General features: G+C 55.8%; 12 protein-coding genes. 8 read left to right on the forward strand and 4 right to left on the reverse strand.

Features of this window, described 5'->3' with window-relative positions:
- Nucleotides 1-83: 83 nt before the first annotated feature.
- The 6 genes from FIV05_RS15745 (at nucleotide 84) to FIV05_RS15770 (ending at nucleotide 7,753) form a co-directional block, all read left to right on the forward strand.
- The gene (locus FIV05_RS15745; protein ID WP_208984212.1) at nucleotides 84-557 is read left to right on the forward strand and encodes a RimK/LysX family protein; all 474 of its coding nucleotides are present in this window, start codon (nucleotides 84-86) and stop codon (nucleotides 555-557) included.
- 90 nt (nucleotides 558-647) lie between these two features.
- Nucleotides 648-1,553: a 30S ribosomal protein S6--L-glutamate ligase gene (rimK, locus tag FIV05_RS15750; protein ID WP_006932769.1), complete on the forward strand. Its 906-nt coding sequence runs from the start codon at nucleotides 648-650 to the stop codon at nucleotides 1,551-1,553.
- Nucleotides 1,550-2,611, forward strand: a complete 1,062-nt coding sequence (locus FIV05_RS15755; protein WP_152510212.1) for a succinylglutamate desuccinylase/aspartoacylase family protein — start codon at nucleotides 1,550-1,552, stop codon at nucleotides 2,609-2,611. The genes rimK and FIV05_RS15755 overlap by 4 nt, the downstream gene beginning before the upstream one ends.
- A 282-nt stretch (nucleotides 2,612-2,893) precedes the next feature.
- Complete coding sequence (locus tag FIV05_RS15760; protein WP_152510213.1) at nucleotides 2,894-5,191, forward strand: xanthine dehydrogenase family protein molybdopterin-binding subunit; 2,298 nt, start codon at nucleotides 2,894-2,896, stop codon at nucleotides 5,189-5,191.
- A 198-nt stretch (nucleotides 5,192-5,389) separates the two neighbouring features.
- Nucleotides 5,390-6,646 carry a peptide antibiotic transporter SbmA gene (gene sbmA / locus FIV05_RS15765; RefSeq protein WP_152510214.1) on the forward strand — a complete coding sequence of 419 codons (1,257 nt, stop codon included), beginning with the start codon at nucleotides 5,390-5,392 and terminating at the stop codon, nucleotides 6,644-6,646.
- A 105-nt stretch (nucleotides 6,647-6,751) separates the two neighbouring features.
- Nucleotides 6,752-7,753, forward strand: a complete 1,002-nt coding sequence (locus FIV05_RS15770; RefSeq protein ID WP_051990128.1) for a DMT family transporter — start codon at nucleotides 6,752-6,754, stop codon at nucleotides 7,751-7,753.
- A 232-nt stretch (nucleotides 7,754-7,985) separates the two neighbouring features.
- Here the strand turns inward: FIV05_RS15770 and FIV05_RS15775 are convergent, their stop codons facing one another.
- A complete protein-coding gene (locus FIV05_RS15775; RefSeq protein ID WP_023000640.1) occupies nucleotides 7,986-8,393 on the reverse strand; it encodes a hypothetical protein in 408 nt (135 codons plus the stop codon).
- A gap of 20 nt (nucleotides 8,394-8,413) precedes the next feature.
- Nucleotides 8,414-8,650: an Lrp/AsnC ligand binding domain-containing protein gene (locus FIV05_RS15780; protein WP_023000641.1), complete on the reverse strand. Its 237-nt coding sequence runs from the start codon at nucleotides 8,648-8,650 to the stop codon at nucleotides 8,414-8,416.
- A 372-nt stretch (nucleotides 8,651-9,022) separates the two neighbouring features.
- Here FIV05_RS15780 and FIV05_RS15785 point away from each other — a divergent pair, with 372 nt between their 5' ends.
- Nucleotides 9,023-10,222 carry a DUF6538 domain-containing protein gene (locus FIV05_RS15785; RefSeq protein WP_152510215.1) on the forward strand — a complete coding sequence of 400 codons (1,200 nt, stop codon included), beginning with the start codon at nucleotides 9,023-9,025 and terminating at the stop codon, nucleotides 10,220-10,222.
- A gap of 116 nt (nucleotides 10,223-10,338) precedes the next feature.
- On the opposite strand, the gene FIV05_RS15790 is transcribed toward FIV05_RS15785, so the two are convergent.
- Nucleotides 10,339-12,576 carry a CHAT domain-containing protein gene (locus tag FIV05_RS15790; protein WP_152510216.1) on the reverse strand — a complete coding sequence of 746 codons (2,238 nt, stop codon included), beginning with the start codon at nucleotides 12,574-12,576 and terminating at the stop codon, nucleotides 10,339-10,341.
- 173 nt (nucleotides 12,577-12,749) lie between these two features.
- Complete coding sequence (locus FIV05_RS15795; RefSeq protein ID WP_152510217.1) at nucleotides 12,750-15,680, reverse strand: DEAD/DEAH box helicase family protein; 2,931 nt, start codon at nucleotides 15,678-15,680, stop codon at nucleotides 12,750-12,752.
- 1,255 nt (nucleotides 15,681-16,935) lie between these two features.
- Here FIV05_RS15795 and FIV05_RS15800 point away from each other — a divergent pair.
- Nucleotides 16,936-19,425 carry a DNA-directed RNA polymerase gene (locus FIV05_RS15800; protein ID WP_152510218.1) on the forward strand — a complete coding sequence of 830 codons (2,490 nt, stop codon included), beginning with the start codon at nucleotides 16,936-16,938 and terminating at the stop codon, nucleotides 19,423-19,425.
- Nucleotides 19,426-19,435 lie beyond the last annotated feature (10 nt).

The raw sequence follows: 19,435 nt of genomic DNA on the forward strand, positions 1-19,435 counted from the left end.
CGCTCTCCGGCAGGCCATGCAATGCTCGGTTAACAAGGTCGTTTGGGAAAGGCCCCAGCAAGGGGGCTCCAGGGTTTTTTTGAATGACAATGGCTAAGAAGGGGCGTCCCTTGGCCGCTGCCGATATCATCGGCTGGCGTGAAATCGTGAGCCTTCCCGAACTGGGCGTTTTCGATATGCGTGCCAAGATCGACACCGGCGCACGCACCTCGGCGCTCCATGCCGAAGAACAGGAAGTGTTCGAACGCGACGGCCGGACCTGGGTACGTTTCCGGGTGCCTGCCTCGCGTCATCACAGCGATTTCCGGGCGGAGGTTCCGGTTCTGGACGAGCGCAACATCAAGAACACCAGCGGTGTTCCCGAACGGCGCATTGTCATCCGGACGTTACTTCATCTTGGAAAACATCACTGGCATGTGGATGTGTCGCTGGCGGACAGGTCGAACATGGGGTTCGACATGATCCTCGGCCGGACGGCGATCAGGCGGCACAACGTGCTGGTGCATGCAGGCCGGTCTTTCCTGGCGGGAAAGCCCGCGCTGGCAACAAAACACTAAGCTGCGCGTTTAAGCGGCAGGAAACAATCACTGAAAATTCGGTGTCGCAACACCGGTCGGAACGAGGCTGAGACCGAGGGACTTGAACCAATGAAAATTGCTATGATGGCACGGAATCCCGAGCTCTATTCCCACAAGCGCCTGAAGGACGCTGCCGAGGAGCGCGGTCACGAACTGGAAATCATCAACACGCTGCGCTGCTACATGAACATCGCCTCGCGGCGGCCGGAAATCTATTACAACGGCAGCAAGCTGACCGGCTTCGACGCGGTTATTCCGAGGATCGGCGCATCGGTCACTTTTTACGGTCTGGCCGTGTTGCGCCAGTTCGAGATGATGGGCGTCTACCCGCTGAATGAATCCGTTGCCATCGGACGGTCGCGCGACAAGCTTCGGTCGATGCAGCTGCTTGCCCGCGACGGGATCGGCCTGCCGGTAACGACCTTCGCCCACGATCCGAAGATGACCGAGGAAGTGCTGGCGACCGCGGGCGGCGCCCCGGTTGTGATCAAGCTGCTGGAAGGCACTCAGGGCATCGGTGTGGTTCTTGCCGATACGGAGCGGTCTGCCAAGTCGGTGATCGAGGCGTTTCGCGGTGCCAACGTGAACATCCTGGTGCAGGAATTCATCAAGGAAGCCGGCGGCACCGACATCCGCGCGCTGGTGGTTGGCGGCAAGGTGATTGCGGCCATGAAGCGGACGGGTGCGGAGGGCGAATTCCGGTCCAACCTGCACCGCGGTGGCAGTGCGGCCGCCATCAAGATTTCTCCCGAGGAACGTTCGACCGCCATTCGCGCGGCAAAGACCATGGGGCTGAACGTCTGCGGCGTCGATATGCTGCGGTCCAACCATGGCCCGGTGGTGATGGAGGTCAACTCGTCGCCCGGGCTGGAGGGCGTTGAAAAGGCAACAGGTATTGATGTTGCCGGCAAGATCATCGACTTTATTGCCAAGAATGCCCAGGTTGGCAAAACCAAGACCAAGGGACGCGGTTGACCACAAAAGTGAAAGCCTTCGAGATCGGCGACCACAAGATCGCACCGGGAACCCGGCGTACGATCGATCTGCCGGTCAGCGTGCTGTCGGACCACACGCCCGTGACGATGTCCGTGCATGTCCTGCATGGAAGCAAACCCGGGCCGGTCATGTTCGTCAGTGCGGCCGTGCATGGTGACGAGGTCATTGGTGTGGAGATCGCACGCCGTGTCCTGAAAGCGCCACAGCTCGAAATCCAGGAACTGGACAAGCTGAAGGGTACGCTGATGGTCATCCCGATCGTCAACGCGTTCGGCTTTCTGAACCATTCGCGCTATCTGCCCGACCGGCGTGACCTGAACCGTTCGTTCCCCGGTAGCCTGCGCGGCTCGCTGGCCGGGCGGCTGGCGCATCTTTTCATGAGCGAGATCGTCAACCGGTCCGATTATGGCATCGACCTGCATTCGGCGGCCATTCACCGGACCAACCTGCCGCAGATCCGCGTTTCGCCTTCACTGGCAGACACGCTGTCGCTCGCGAAAGCTTTCGGTGCTCCGGTCATCCTGACTTCCAAGGTGCGCGATGGGTCGTTGCGACAGGCCGCACAGCTGAAGGGAACCGACGTCCTGGTGTTCGAGGCGGGCGAAGGCCTGCGGTTTGACGAAATGGCGATCAGAGCTGGCGTTTCCGGGGTCTTGCGCGTGATGCGGTCCTTGAAGATGTTGGGGGCGAAGGGCATCACGCGGCCAAAGGCCCGTTCGATCCTCAGCAAGACGAGCTACTGGGTCCGTTCTCCGGCCGGGGGATTGTTGCGGCCGTTCAAATCGGTCGGCGATGTTGTCGAACCCGGTATGCTGCTTGGCATCACCTCTGATCCGTTCGGCGAGAAGGAACGGAACGTGCTGGCCGAACTCGGTGGGCTCATCGTGGGCAGAACCAACCTTCCGGTGGTCAACGAAGGGGACGGGCTGTTTCATATCGCCGAGTTCAACGAACGATACGACGCTGAAACGACCCTCGACAGCCTGGCTTCCCAGCTTGAGGCCGATCCGCTGTTCGACGAAGACGAAATCATCTAGAGGCGGCTTGGTTTCAGCGTTTCTCGGCGTGTGCAGCAGCTCACCCACCTATCGCATGCTTCAGGGGAGGGGCTGGCTTGTGTTGATGGAAGCGCCACTGGCACCGAATGAGCAAGCCGTCTCGGCACCCACAGCTTGCCCCGAAAAACAAATGTGCGAAGCAGAATTGTCCAAACCTCTGGCCACGTCGGCTTTCGGGCACTATGTTGAACAAAACCGGCGCTCCCGGCGCGTGGATATTTCCCAAGGGAAAGTCTTCCCAAAAAAAGCAGGTCCAGATTCATGAACCAGATGGTCACTCCGAAGTTCGGTGTTGGCGCCCCATTGCGCCGCAAGGAAGATGAGCCGCTCATAACGGGCAAGGGCATCTATACGGGCGATTACATGCCGGAAGGCTGCCTGCACGGGGTCGTCGTTCGGTCCGCCATGGCACATGCGCGCATCAGCCTTGGAAATGTGGACGAGATCCGTGAGATGGACGGTGTCCGGCTGGTGCTCACCGGAGCCGAGCTGGAAGGCCGGACGATGCCTTGCCGGGCGCGTCCGAAGCAGATCGACGGCTCCAATTTCGCAGCGCCCGATCAGCCTGTCCTGTGCTCCGACGAAGTACGCTATGTGGGCGATGCGATTGCCTTCATCGTCGCGGACGATGTCAACGCAGCCCGGAATGCCGCCGAGATGCTGGAAATCGACTACGACCCGCTGGACGTTGTCGTCGGGATCGAGCAGGCCCTTGCACCGGACGCCGTGAAGGTCTGGCCGGAATTCGGGACCAACGTCGCCTTCACCTACGGTCAGGGTGATCAGTCCAGGACCGACGCTGCCTTCGAAAAGGCTGACAAGGTCGTTTCCATCGACGTCGTCAACAACCGGATCGTTGCCAACTACATGGAGCTGCGCGGTTGCGTTGCCGAATTCGATGCTGCGAGCGACCGGTTCAAGCTGACGGTCGGCACCCAGGGCGGTCATGGTCTGCGTGACATCATCTGCAGCATTCTGGATCTGGAAGCTGAAAAACTGCAGGTGATCACGCCGGAAGTCGGTGGTGGCTTCGGTACCAAGATGTTCTGCTACCGCGAATACCCGCTGAGCATGGTTGCTGCTCGCGAACTTGGTCGGCCAGTGCGCTGGACAGGTGAGCGCATGGACCACTTCGTGACGGATGCACATGGTCGGGACAATGTCTCCCACGCGGAACTGGCGCTGGACGCCGACTGCCGGATCCTGGGGCTCAAGGTGCACGTCAGGGCTGCCATGGGTGCCTATCTGCACCAGTTCGGCCCGTTCATTCCCTTCGTCGGCACATCGATGACCTCCGGTCTCTACGACATTCCGGCCGTCTTTGCGAAGGTCGAGGGCGTCTACATGCACACGGTGCCGACGGATGCCTTCCGCGGCGCGGGCCGTCCGGAAGCTGCCTATCTGATCGAGCGCCTGATCGAGAAGGCGGGAGAGGAAACGGGTGTCGGATCGGTAGAGATCCGCAAGCGCAATTTCATCAAGCCGGAGCAACTGCCTTACACGACCCAGACGGGGCGAATGTACGACACCGGCGATTTTTCCGGCCATCTGCAAAAGGCGCTGGAAGTTGCCGACTGGGACGGCTTCAATGCCCGGCAGGACGACAGTGCGAAGCACGGCAAGTACCGCGGCATCGGCATCTGTTCCTATATCGAGGCCTGTGCCTTCCCTGGCAGCGAGGAAGCCACCCTTGAGCTCAACGACAAGGGTACGTTGACGTTGCTGATCGGTACACAGACCAACGGCCAGGGCCATGCAACGGCCTACAGCCAGGTGATTGCGGAACAGTTCGGCATCTCCATCGAGGACATCGACGTTATCCAGGGCGACACCGACCGGGTGCGCAAGGGGGGCGGAACGGGTGGGTCGCGCTCCATCCCCATCGGCCTGCCGTCTGTCCGCGATGCGGGCATTGCGCTGGTCAAGAAGGTGAAGGAACTTGCCGCTGATCGGCTTGAGGCCGGGATCGAGGATCTTGAACTCGACGGTGGCATGGTTCGTGTGGTCGGAACCGACCAGCAGGTGACACTAGCCGAGATTGCGGCAGGCGCCGGGGAAACCCTGACCGCCCGCGAAGAGGTCAATCAGACCGAGGCGACCTATCCGAACGGCACCCATGTGTGCGAGGTGGAAATCGATCCGGATACCGGTGACGTTGCCATCGTCAACTACGTGATCGTCGATGATTTCGGTGTCACGGTGAACCCGCTTCTCCTGGCCGGTCAGGTGCATGGCGGTGCGGCCTCCGCACTCAGCCAGGCCCTGTGCGAGCAGACGATCTACGACGAAGACGGCCAGCTTCTGACGGCTTCGCTGCTCGACTACCGCATGATACGGGCAGCAGACCTGCCGGACATTCATTTCGAGACCCGCAACGTTCCATCGACCACCAATGCCATGGGCATCAAGGGCGCGGGTGAAGCCGGAACCATCGGCGGCTGCGCATCAGTCATGAATGCGGTGCAGAAGGCGCTGAAGGACGGGGCAGGGGTCAGCGAGCTGATCGACATGCCGGCAACCCCGCTTCGCGTGTGGGAAGCCATCCAGGCAGCAAAATAACGGAAACTGAAAAAGGCGCCCTTTCGAGGCGCCTTTTATCTTTCAGGCAGCAAGTTGACACCGGTAAAGCCCGGTTCTCAAGATTGTGTCTGTGGTTTCTTTTAAATAAACGTATGAATTATCCGGTTCTTGCCGCAATCTTGCGGTTCATCGGTGCGTGGCGCGAATCCTTCCGCTTCAAGAAATAGGATCCTCCCGTTGTTTCAGTCCTTCTTTCCCAAGCCCAAACTTTTCTTCCTGTCTGCCTTCCTCTGGTCACTCGCCGCAATCCTTGCTTGGTACGGGTTTGCTGAAGGACTGACAGAAACACTGGGCTTCGGCACGCCGCCACAGGGTGAGCAACCACCCATCGGGCTGCCCTATTTCGTCACACCTGATTTTCTTTGGTTCTATATCTATTACGGTATCTGCACGCTGCTCTTCGGCGGTTTCTGGTGGATGTTCTCTCGCGACCACCGCTGGCAGATCTGGTCGATCTGGGGCTCATCCCTGATCATTTTCATGACCTACTACAGCGTTCAGGTGTCAGTCGCGATCAACAACTGGCGCAGACCGTTCTTCGATACGCTGCAAAACGCGCTCAATGGAGAGGAAAGCGGTGTCACCGCAGCAGACTTCTACAACCTGATGCTGATCTTCGCGCAGATCACATCGGTCTGGGTCATTCTCTACATCTTCACGCGCTTCTTCGTCAGCCACTACGTCTTCCGCTGGCGCACGGCGATGAACGACTACTACGTCGAAAAGTGGTCGAATGTGCGCCACATCGAAGGTGCCTCGCAGCGTATTCAGGAAGACACGATGCGCTTTGCTTCCATCATGGAAGGGCTTGGCGTTGCGTTCATCGACTCGATCATGACACTGATCGCCTTCTTGCCGGTGCTGTTTGCGCTTTCAAGTCATGTCTCGTCCCTGCCGATTGTAGGCGAAATTCCGGCGCCATTGTTCACCGCGGCAATCATCTGGTCGCTGTTTGGGACGGTTTTGCTCGGCCTTGTTGGCATCAAGCTGCCCGGACTGGAGTTCCACAACCAGCGCGTCGAGGCAGCCTACCGTAAGGAACTTGTGTACGGGGAAGATCATGAAGATCGCGCCAATCCGGCGACCTTGCGCGAGCTGTTCGGTTTTGTCCGTCAAAACTATTTCCGGCTCTACTTCCACTATCTCTATTTTAACCTGGCCCGCGGCATTTACCTTCAGTCCGACAACATCTTCTCCTATTTCATCCTCATTCCGACGATCGTAGTGGGCAAGATCACCTTTGGTATCGTGCAGCAAATCCTGACGGCCTTCAGCCAGGTGTCCTCGTCCTTCCAGTTCCTGGTGAATTCCTGGACGACGATCATCGAGCTCCTGTCCATCTACAAACGTCTGAAAGGCTTTGAGGTCTCCATTTCCGAGCGGGAGCTCGCGGTTGCCGGTGGCACCACTCCTGAACCGGGGGCGCAAGCTTAAGGTCAGGTCTGCGCAAGACGTTCAAGCCAGTTTTCTGTCCCGGCGGTTCCGCGGTCCGACGCACCGCCCGTGGCTTCATGAAGAGCGCCGGGCCTGGAAGTTGTCATGGCGTTCTTGAGCCAGAAGTCCCGTTTCTCCGGACCTCCGGCGCCTACCGGGATGACCCGGCAGGCACCTCTTATCGGAATATCGCTGAAAGTGGCCTCCACCATGGTGTTCTTCGTCATGGCAACGGCCCTCAAGATTGCCGCCGAGACGGTACCGATCGGTGAGCTCGTGTTCGCACGGAATTTCTTCGGGCTGTTTCCGGTGCTGATCATGGTGGCGATGCGCCGGGAACTGGGGCTCGCCTTTCGAACGGCCAACCCGCTGGGACATCTTACCCGGGCGTCCGTCGGCCTGACGGCGATGGTTTGCGGCTTCACCGCGTTGTCTCTGCTGCCCTTGCCGGATGCGACGGCGATCGGCTTTGCATCGCCGCTCTTCGTGGTGGTGCTGGCTTTTCTGCTGCTTGGCGAAAAGGTGCGGGTCTATCGCTGGAGCGCAGTCGGTGTCGGCTTTGTCGGCATTCTGGTTGTGCTGTCACCGCATCTGGGTGACGCGGAGTTGGACAGCAACTCGATGATCGGGGCCTTGATCGGCCTGACAGGAGCCGGCTTTGCCGCGCTCGCCATGATCACCGTGCGCAAATTGTGCGAGACGGAGCGCACGTCCACAATCGTTACCTGGTTTGCGGGCATGTCGTCCGTGCTGTCGCTGCTCACGCTGCCGTTGGGCTTTCTGCTGCCGGGTCAGGCCTGGATCATTCCGGACCTGCCCACGGCAGGTCTGCTTCTGCTGATCGGCCTTGCGGGCGGTGTCGGCCAGATCCTGCTGACGCAGAGCTACCGGTTCGCGGATGCCTCCACCATTGCCCCGTTCGACTATGTCAACATGCTATGGGCGATTATTGTCGGCTGGGTGGTGTTCAGCGAAACGCCTTTGCCCGCTGTGGTGCTGGGGGCGCTAATCGTGATAGCCGCCGGTATTTTCGTCATCTACCGCGAGCACAAGCTCGGGCTGGACCGGACAAAAGCACGCCGGGCGTCATCGCCTTCGCGTTCGTAGGGCGAGAGACAAGAGGGCGGGTCACGCTGTCTTCCCGCGTCATTCCGGACAAGCACAGCAATGCTGTGCGCAGATCCGGAAACCAGACTTATTACGCGCCTTAGGCGCGGCATTACACAAAGAGAGAAGAGTTCGCTTTGCTCACGCTGATGCGCTGGATCCCGGATCGGCGCGCAGTTTTACTGCGCCGATCCGGAATGACGGCGAATGCGGGTGGTTTCCGAAATCGGCCTTACTGCGACTTGTACTCGAACCGCTCGACAGCGCTCTTGGTGCCGTCCTTGAAGATCAGCTGCACGCTGATCGACTGGGCCGACCCCAGGGGCAGCTCCAGATAGGGCTTGTCCTTCAGAACGACATTCTGGTTGTCCGGGTCACAGGCTTCCAGTTGCCATTCCTGCTCAATCGGGTCGTCGTTCAATCCGTAGAAGACATAGTCGATGCCGCACTTCCAGGATTCCAGGTGGGTGAAATAGATCAGCTCCTGGCCCTGCCAGTCGCGGAATGACACCCAGTTGGCCTTGGTCAGGTCCAGGATCTGCTTGATCTGCTCCGGTGGCATGCCTTGCGCGGACGCGGTCGAGCCGATCGGAGCAAGAGCGAGGGGCAGGCAAAGGGCGGCGATTTTAATGAGTTTCATGGAAATATCCGGGTCTGAGTTTAGAAGGCCTTGAAGGTAATGATGGTTTTGGTGTCCTGAATGCCGTCGATCGGGTGGACCTTCTCGTTTACGAAGTGGCCAATGTCCGAACCGTCATCGACATAGAATTTCACCAGAAGATCGTAGTCGCCGGAGGTGGAGTAGACTTCGGACGCAATTTCCGCATCGGCGATCGCATTGGCGACCTGGTAGGTCTTGCCCAACTGGCATTTGATCATCACGAAAAACGGTACCATGAGGCGCTCCGGGCAGTTGGTGTTTGAAGGGGGTGAACGTGTCACCTGAACCATCAGCCGGGCTGTTCGGTTAGCCAAACATGCCGGGCAACAGATTCACGAAAGCAGACTAGGACATCGCCTATCTCCTCCCGCCAGTCAATTGCCGAGTAGCCGCTCTGCACAAGGCGGGTCTTGCAATCGCACGGCCGGCTTGTTAGCAGTGCAATCATCTCATGGGGGGGCCCGGCCATCCTGGACCGGGCTGAGAGGCGGCCTGCCAACTCCTTGAACCTGATCCATTAATTCGCTCTAAGTCCTTAAACGCTTGACGTTTTTATGTTTTTCAGCTTGTGTGTTGACATTATCTGTTGACCCAAGGTGTTTACACACATGCCGAAATTGCCCCCATATACCTTCAGGCGAAACTCTACAATTTACGCTCGGTTGAAGGTGCCCAAGAAGTTCCAGGACGTAGTCGGGTTGCAGGCGTTCGTTGCCTCGTTGCAGACCGATAGCCCAAGCGAGGCGGCGCGGCTGGTAAGGCCCTACATTGCCCGTTGGAAGCACCGGCTGGCTCAGCTGCAGTCTGAAGATGTTGTTGAGCGTGAGGCAGCACTTTGGCGCGAGAACCTTGAATTGATGGGTGAGGAGAACTCCGATCAAAGGGAAGCGCTTGAAGATGCGATGGTTGATCATCTCCGAGCCAAAGCTGAAACGGGGGTGATATCTGAAGCGCAGGCGAAGGCGGTATTGCTAACCGTCACCGGGAACACTGATGACGCCATCAGCAATCATATTGAAAACTACATAGTTGCCCAGGATCTCTCAGAGAGGAACCAGAACGACTACCGGCGTGTGCTCAAGGAAATTGCCAAGGAAAAACCCCTGGTATCTCAATGGACACGTAAGGCAGCCGTGGAATACGCAGTAGACCTCTGTGAAAAGCACCCACAGTCAACCGTCAGCAAATATCTCGCAGCCCCTAGAGGGCTCTGGAACTACCTATTTGATCGGGAAATGGTTGAGGGGAACCCATGGCGTGCCATCAAACTTCCTAAGAAAGATGCCCACAAAAATGCCGACAAGCGCCCGTTTCGCGATGATGAGGCTGCTTTGGTCCTCTCTCAGTGCCCAGAGAACATCAAGCCACTGGTGACCTTTCTGGCTGCATCTGGCGTACGGATCAGCGAAGCTTTGGGGTTGACTGCGGCAGATGTAACGGTCGATGGCGACTTCGTTTGGGTTGATATCAAGGAGGGTAAGACCGACAACAGCCCCAGAAAGATCCCGGTGCTTGGCACTTGGACCTTCCCGTTAACTGATGAGCCCGACATGGCCCCAGACCGCGTTAGGAACCTAGTTAAACGCAAGGTGGGGCTAAGTGACCCTGCAATCAGTGCCGCACACAGTTGGCGCCATAGGGCATCTACGAAAGCATTTGCAGCTGGTCATCCCGAGACCGAAATCGCAGCCTTCCTGGGACATGGCCACCAAAACATTTCTCGTTCTCGTTACGGTAAGACTGCGGTCAATGAAGTAGCGCAGAAGGCTATTGCACGGAGTGTGGCAAGCGAGTTGGGTAGCCGCTAGGTTGAGACCCTACTGTCGTGGCGCTTCGCGACCGTGTCTTGGTGACATTGCAATCTAGTAACCTGTACCGAAATTGGCCGTTAGTTGCAGGAGCGTAAACGCAGCGAGTAAATGTGTTACGCTTCTTGCACTTTTACAACTTCGTTGGCCCAAGCCGACAGATTCTTTTCCGTGTTGATTAAGATCGTTTCCGGTCTCCCCAGGTGGAGATAGCTGATCGTGCTGGAGGCAGCGATTGCTACTTGGGTCTCGCGCTCAAGCTTGGGCTCTGAGACTCCATAGTCCAGTAAGCATCGACGAACATCATCGAACCCCTCTCCACCCTGAAGGTCCACCATCGCGCTTAGTTTCAGATGCAAATTATGCCAGTCTTCTTTTGCTATTAGCCCTTGCGTTTCGAGGTGGCGCAATATGTCTGTCACAAGTTGACGCCTCAGCATACCCGAGACTACCTCAAGCCAAGTCAGTGATCGCTTGAACATCCCAATCGCCGCCGGAATATAATCTGAGACGCGAAAAAGCAAACGTGCTGCAAAAATAGCAGCATGGGACGCGTGAAGCGGGAATACCGAACCCAGTACTGACCTGCATCCCAGAGCAAGGAAACCATTGGCGACCGTGGCATGGTTGCGATCTGCGGCGTGCGTATCACAGGCGCTCAGGATGACGATAGGAGGCGGGCGTGTGATTTCTCCGCGCAGCTTCCAGACATCAACCGCCTCGTCACGGAGCCACAGCACACCGGGATTATCTGGTTTATGCGAGCCGTGCCCGTCAAAGAGCATCAGAACACCCTCGAATGCATTGATAGCTTCGATCAACTCCCGTCGAGATGCAACTCTAACGAACTTTACGTTTAGTTTGTCACGCCAATGAAGGCCGAAGTGTTCAAACGCTATGGTGAATTGTTCAGCTATCACATCACCTTCTTCGAGACCGCTTACAACCAAGATATCTTGGAAAGAATCGGGCGTAATTAAAATAGGAGGCAGAGACTTTAATGTGTCGATGAACAGATTCCCCGGAGTGACGGGGATACGCGATACATTATAGCGCAACCCTAATGGGATTCCTTCAATTTCCAGCCATTCAATATGGGCATCGGCAATGACGCGGATTCCATCTTGCGATCTTGCAATAAGGGCTTGCAAATCATGCGGAAAGTTCTCCGATAGAGAGCGTTGGACACCGCGAAACATTTCAGTGCGTTTGAGGTTTTGGGGTTTGTCGGAACGATAGTTTTGCGCAAATTGGCGGATCGCCCCTCTCGTGCGGTTAAGTCGGTTAGGCAGCCGGATTACGGCAGAGAGTTCAGAAGACGCGAGGCAGGCAACAGCCTCTGTTCCTAACAATAGCTCGAGTCGTCGGATAGCCATTATGGGATTTGAGCCTGGTTTCGCGCCCTCCTTTAATTCTTTTTTCGACTTTCCGCCCATCATAGCCTTGATTTGAGGCTCACTTTCGACTGTAAAATTGTAACTCGATTGCCGTTCTAGTAGCCGAAGCGTGGTTCGGAAATGCCGCCGGGTAGCATTGTCCAATTCATGACTAATCCCTGAGAATCTTCGGAGGTCATAGGTAGCTGGCAGGTATAGATTGAGGTCGGGTTGTCTAGGGTAGAGCTGATTAGCCAAGGTTCTAGAGTGGGCTTCACGTTCTTCGAATATCGCGCTGGTTGTGCGAACTATCTGCTCAACATAAGGCTGTTCGCCGTCAGCGATGCGATCAAATGGCTGAATGCCGAGGTCATAATAGCCGCAAATTCGTAGAGCTGCGATGTTTGGAGCTACCGTTCCATGTCCCCGAATTTCGTAATCTGCACTTTTGTTTGGCGGACTAGTCCACGCATTAATCGCGGCTTCGATTTCATCGATATGCGCAAAATTCCCAAGTTTTCGGATTTCAATACAAACTTCCAGAAAGCGGTTACGAATAGCCTCGTACGAAAGCTCATCATAGCGAATGGTACCGCCGTCTACGGCTACAACCGTGACCGGTCCCGGACAGCTCTCCAGCCATTTCTGGTAATTGGCAACGTCCTCACTCCGATCAAGCATGATAACAGTGAAAGGCGCCTCAATTGGCATCGGCATTGATCGAATCGCTCTTGGCGACTGGCCGTACCAGTTGATAGGTGACTGACCGCCAATGCGCCGATCGATCAGGTAAGGAAGGAAGTCTGGCGCCAGTTCGAAAACATCAGTCGGCATCTGCTGAATGAAGTTTAGCAATCTGCTGTTATAGCAGAGGCTAATCGCAAAGCCCTGAAATGGTGAAGCCTCCTCCGGACGCCAATCTGGAATGCTTATGATAAAACGTATTTTAGTGTCTATCTCGATAACTGCGTCGCTCATAGCTTGCCATTTACAGATTGTGGTCGAGAAGGCATTTGTTCTTTCCTCGCGCCAACAAATCGACGAAGGACGGCTTTACTTGCATTTGCGGAAAATACCCGCTTGCCATTCCCAAGTCCGAAAACAAATAGGCTGACGTTGGCATCACGAGCCAATCAGCATTTCAGCTTCTTTCATGCGCTGACGAGCCATTTGGCAAGTGAGGCACCACCTCGTTGCGCGTATTCCAACCCGTAGACCATTAGATCAGCAAGATGCGCATCTACCGCTCCTCTGGATATCCCGGGCTGAACTCCGAATACTTCAAAAGTCAGTCCTGTTGGCGGTGCCCCTTCCAAAGTTTGCTTGAATGTCCGCAAGTCACCGATCGCAAACCGGGATGGGGTGCGGTGGCGGCCTTCATTTGTACGATGCTCGATGTGCTGGACCAGTACCGAGGCATCGCAGTAAGTGATGGATTTCAGCATCTGGCCGGAGACTTCGTAGACATCGTTGACGCGACCACCAGACGGGGCCCCACCAGCACCTTTACAGTGATATAGTTTGACCACGACGGTGCCATCAGGGTTTTGCACCACGGCAATGTAGTCTGCGGCCTCGCCGCTTCGGTGGTCGTAAATCAGCGCAATAGTGTTGGGCACAGCCGTCAGATATTGCTCAAGCCATCGATGGACGCTCAAACTACCGTCCGGTTGATCCGGTCCGAATTCCATATCGATCTTGCAATTTTCCCAACCAAGGGCCTCCGCGTCATCGTCACCCAGTTGGCTCAAGACTCCCGTTGCAGCTGCGATCAAGTTCACACCGACGAATGAGGATTTATCCGCCGCGTAGAAAACCGGAGGGTGTTCAGACAGCCAAGACGCCAAATCCGTCCATTCGTCATAGCCAGCATGGATCTCGACATCCTTTGGGCCAACTTTCGTGAACAGCGCACCACCATGGATACTAAAATTGAAGCTCTCACTGAAAATGTCAGAGGCGATATCGAAGGTCATCCTAGAGCGCGTGGCATCCACTTGGTAATTGGCCGGCTCGAGGTCTGTAACATTTCCATACGACCACGGCTCGCCCGCTTGGTTCCTCCATCGAATCCGCGGCGCAAGCCGGTACGCCTGTTTGTGCCAACCAGCGGCGATAATTCGCTCAGGAAGCTGCCGAAGCGTGCGAGAGTGCTGAATAATATCTAGTTGTGAGGCCGATATGCCGACCCTACCGCCAAGTCTGCCGTTGAGCTCGGTGATCCACTCGATGTATCCCGCCACTGTCAGGCGTTGATTGGACCAGATGCGCGAGCTACTGCTAGCGCCAATCGTCTCGCGGACGTCATCACCGCCAACACCGCTGCCGAAGAAGTGGCCTTGGGAATAGGCTCGGGCGTCGCCACTCGTTATCGCTCGCTCGGCAGCTGGACCTGTCATCACGCGATAAGACTCGGCCTGCGAGTTGAGCGCTGTGTTCCTGAGGCCAACATTGTAGAACCTGAGACTGTTCAGCCCACTTAATGCTTGGCGTGTTCGCTCGTAGCTAATCGGCCTGTGCTGGTCTGGCAGTGCGGTCTGGATAAGGTTTTGATAGATGCGTGCCGTTCGACGAGTCGAACCGATGAAGCACAGATGAGAGGCATCGTTGTAGGCTAGGAGGAATGCATCATGGCGCACGTTGATCAGTACGTCGGATGTCGCCCAACTTGGTGGCGAGGTATCCACGGTTAGAAGCAGCGATATGAGCCCATCCTCAGAGGACCATTGCTTGGCCACCCTCAGATTACGACCTATTGTATCATCAAACTTTGAAAAGTCGGGTTGCGACTGGCAATCGAAGATCTGCGCGTGCGCGTAAAGCTCCAGCAAAAGAGGTGTAACGGAATCGTAGTCCGAGTCTGCCTGCTTGCTGATCTTGAACAGGTCCAAGACTTCCCGATCCGCCTCAGCTTCCGCGATCTGCGCCCGAGCGACATCATCAATCAACTCGGCGATATCGATCCCCTCCTTAAACAGCTTTAGCGACGCTGCCTTGAGTCGAGAAAGTGGTGCCACGAGCGTGGCGTCACCGGTCGCAGCGTCGTTAGTCCGTGCAAAGCGACCGATGAACTGCAATGTAGGCACCAGGGAACGATGAGGCGCGTGTAGAGCAGCGATCTTCAGCTTTGGAAAATCGTAGCCTTCGCCGAACATGTCGACGCAGACCACACCATCGATTTCCCCAGCGAGCAGCTCTGCCTCCACCGCGTCCTGGGTGCGCTTGGAAGCGTGGCTGTCAATGTTCCTAACGCGGGCGCCTGCCTCGGCATAGATCTCAACCAGCTTCCGTGCAGAAGCGATTGTCGCCGCTCGGGCAAAAATACGATGGTCAAAGCCATTCGCCTGGTCGGCTCGCAGCCGCGCGACCGCAGTTGCAGCTACAGAACGATCGATCTCCTCGTCATCGTTTACATTCCGCACTGGCGCCGGTGTGAAAGCCACACGCCCAAATGCCGACTCCTTGGCCGCTTTCGATACCGGGTAGTAGTAAGCCATTCTTCCCGGGATCGTTTTTCGATCGCGACGAAAGGGCGTGGCGGTTAGGAAGACGAACTTTGCGTTTCGGTAATAGGCAAGAAAGGCTGCCCAGGTTTCTGCGGGTGCGTGATGCGCTTCGTCGAAGATGATTACGTCGAACAGATCTGGCGACGCTTGATGTGCAATGGCCGGCGATAGGCTCTGCGGCGTGGAGATCACTAAGTCCTGATCTGCCAAATGCGACCAATCGGCCGCGTGTTCAGGCGCTCCCTTTTGGCTGTGTACTTTGGGGTTGGGCGTGGCCTCGTCGATAACCCGGAGCCGTCGTAGTACAGAAAGCTCCTTGAAATGGCTGGTAGTCTGCCGCCGTAGTGCGTCGGAAGGCTCGATGACCAAGAGCCTTTTTGCTCTTAGCAAAAAAGGCAACGCCATAATTAGAGCGGTCTTTCCGTAGCCAGTAGGCAAGGTAAGAATTGCCGGTTCGTCGTAGACTGAGAAATGCGCGAGCGAAGAATGCAGGGCACCCAGCTGACCAGGACGAAAACCTGTATTAGGCGCACCTACCAGGTTCAATGAGAGATCATTTTCAATGAAATATGGCATCTAGTCCCCCCATTACATTGGACTAGATTCAATTTTAGCTTGCAAGCTTTTCTAGCAAACGCGATTTGATGACCGCTTCCCTAACTGTCTGGGATGGGGCCAGAGCAACGATAAGTGGGAAAAGCTTAAGGTATTTCACCGGCGGCGTGAATGCGAATAGGGGCGAACCGTTGGCCTAGCATGCCTTTGATCGCAGGTTATTAATGTTGGACACTGGTTGCCGTTAGGACCTAAGCAACCATTCAGCTCTCTGACGATTACAGACACTCATTTCACCTACTTTGAGCTTCGACAGACTGTTTGAACGTGCGTTTTCAATGCGCTTATTAACATGCATCAATTAGAGGGCTGGTCCTACATTTGCGGTGTTGTATTACCGGAGGGACGACTAGTTGCGACCAAGCCGTCCCATAAACTCAAAATGTTTTGGTGCAAAAACGCCAGCCACCAATCGAACAGGAATGATGGGCAGAATCCCCCCAGTACCCCCCGAGGAACTACCTCGAATGCACTCATGGGCTTTGCGAGAAATGAATGCAAAAGCGTGCTGCCGACCGTCCTCACCGATAACGTGCTGGAGGCCTTGTGGAAAACTCTTTGAGTTCCCTGGGGTGGGGGCCTGTTTGCGTGCCCGTTCATAGTCGATGAGTTGGCTTTGGGCGGGGCTACCGGTTTTTGAATTTCCATCAGTGTAGAGTTGGTAGCTCGTGTTGATCCTCCCGTCCTTGCGAACAACCGTTTCTTTTTTGTTTGAGATCGAAGAGCACCGCACCCTACCTCAGAGGGCACTTGCCCAAGTTCTTCCGTGTACGATGCCGGAAGTCGCGGTGGGTGGTCACTCGAAGACCATTCTCCACGACAAAGCTGTCGATCAAATTTGAACGACATTCGAGCAGCGTTGGCATCGAGAATCTGCCTGATTTGAAGCCCACGCGTGCACAGTGCGGCTACGGACGGAAGCCATCCATTTCGGAAAATTATTCCGAAAAACCGCACATTTTGCACTTGAATAGGAAAATTTTTATATTTCGATATATATCGAATAGTCAGCTTAAGCTTATGAAATCATTGATTAATTAAAAGGCGTCATATGAGCGGGAAGAAACCGGAAAAGATATTCCTTCTCGCAAGCCCGGGTACCAGATGCGGTTGACACACTAAACCGCTTCTCGAAATTCCCGATCGAAACACGAAAGCCCAGCAGCTTTCCCTCTCACCGACATCGTCAACAAACCAACATTGGAAAGCAACGCCAATGAATGCACACGTGCGTCCTGAAACAAGCGACCAATTGACCATCGATCTCTTCAACGAACAGAAGGAACGGGAATTCGCCTCCTCGAGCGAAGCAGTCCGAAAATTCAAAATAAACCTCCAGGGCGCTTTCGAGAACGGAAACCTAGCTGACCACAGAGCTGGGCAATATGCGATCCGCAAGCTCATTGGTGGCCTGCTCCCTCGAATGCAGGCTGAATTCGACAGCTGGAAGACTGGCAACCCGCGCCGTGCTGCCATCTGGAAAGTTCCGCTTCGGGAAATGGACCCGGCTGTCGTGCTCTTCGATGCGCTCCATGTGGTCCTCGACAGCTTTTCTCGCGACAACCGAGAGGTCAGTTTCGGTCCGCTTGCAGACCGTATTGGTAAGCACCTGATCGAAAGACAGGAGTGGGAGAAGTTCGAAGCCGAGCGGCCACAGCTGGTTCAGCAATGGCGGGACCAGGCGAAGACCCTGGGTTCGTCCTATAGGTTTCAGCGGACGGGTTGGAACGTCATGCTCAACAGGCAGTTCGAGGCCCAGGGCTACAATCCCTATGACCCTCATAAATGCGGTCAGATTGGTGCCATCGTGCTCGGTTTCCTAGAAGAGCAAGGTGTCATCACGACCGAAATCATAAACATGCGTCCTAACAAGGGAAGCCGCTCGGTCTCCCATAACCGCATGCACAAAGTGCAGCTCTCGGATCTGTTTCTAAAGCTTATCTTTAGCGACAAGATTCCACACTTCATGCTTCAACCCAAAAAGAGGCTTATGGTGTCACCTCCGCTTCCTTGGAGGACCGTCAATGATGGTGGGTATCAGACCACCGTCAACAAAGTGAAAGCCATTAAGGTCAGCCCCAAGCGATTCCAAAGCTTGATGGTCGACAATGATGAAAAATCATTCGACCCCGTAGCTGAAGCATTAGACTATCTCGGGTCTACAGCATGGCGCGTGAACCATGAAGTGTTAGCCATAGCTGAGCGCCATGTTGAACTTGAGCTCAGTGTTGGTTCATTGAAAAGAACAACACCACTTCAAGCTCCCAGCTTTAAGGACTTCCCACAAACAGCCGCTGGTCTTGAACGCTTTAAGAAGGAAGCAAAGGAAATCCACGATTGGAACCGGTCTTCCCTCTCACAGCGGATAAAGACAGCTTCAATCATCAACGAAGCCAAGGCCAACACCGAGTTTGATCGTCTTTGGTCTCCTTTCCAGATCGACAAACGGGGAAGGATGTATGCTGTGGCTTCCAACTCGGTCTACGGCAATGACCTATCCCGAGCCCTCCTCATGCTCGCTGAGGGACAACCCCTCGACACACCAGAAGCCGTCTACTGGCACAAGGTCCAGGGCGCTAATCTCTATGGTCACGACAAGTTGCCATTCGACGAACGAGTGGCCTGGGTAGATGCCAACGTCGAGAACATCCTGCGCACGGCGGAAGACCCGATGGACTTCACTTGGTGGCATGATGCCGATGCCAAGCATGAATGGCGGTTTCTCGCATGGTGTCTGGATTTCGAGCGCACACAGAATGGAGGTCTTAGCCACATCTTGGTGCATCAGGACGCAACATCCAGCGGATACCAGATTTTCAATGCCCTGGTTCGCTCAAAATCCGGCTGCGAATTGGTCAACATGACACCGAGTGAGCATCCAAACGACTTCTATTCTCAGGTGGCAAGTCATGCGATGTCGCTGATCAAGGCCGGGCCAACACACGAAGGCGAGTATGCCAATTGGTCTCGCCAATGGATAATCGAGAAGCCTGCACTTCAGATTAACCGCAAGCAAGCCAAGGAAGTCCTCGTGCCGTGGATCTACGGTGGCACTCACCGGTCTCACGTCGAGAACATCATGGTGACGCTCAAGGGTCATCACGATGTCCCAAGCGAGCGTATCAGCGATCTTGCTGTCACGATCACCCATGCTCTGGAACGGTCGGTCGCGGTCTTCATGCCCGAAGCGGTCGCCGCTCGTGCGTGGCTGGTCCGAGCCGGTCGTCAGCTGGGGAAGCTTGAGATCGAACCCGTGTTGTCCCACCCGGACGGCTTCAAGTGGGTTCACAGTGAACGCGAACAGGAGACGGTGCGGATCACCACCACGTACTTTTCTCGTCGCCAATTCACTCTGGCCACAGGCAAAGAGGAGAAGTTCAAGGTCAGTAAGATGGGCTCTGCTTTGCCGCCCCATGTGGTTCAAGGCATCGATGCGCTGGTCTTGCGCATCTTCCTGAAGAAGCTGAAAGCGAAGGGCATCAGGAATGTGCTGACTGTCCATGACGACATCGGCATCCATGCTCGTGATGCAGCCAGGGCGAAGGAGTTGTACCTCGAGGCCATGCAGGAAGCTATCGAAGGCACGACCATCTTCCAGCAGCTCTACGATATCATTATCGAGCAGGGTGGGGAGATCGATGAGCCTCCGGCGCTGGGCTCTTACGACACGAGCGTAATCCCACAGGCGGTGTACGCCTTGGGCTAAGTCTCGTACT

The organism is Labrenzia sp. THAF191a (assembly GCF_009363335.1).
GTDB lineage: Bacteria > Pseudomonadota > Alphaproteobacteria > Rhizobiales > Stappiaceae > Roseibium > Roseibium algicola.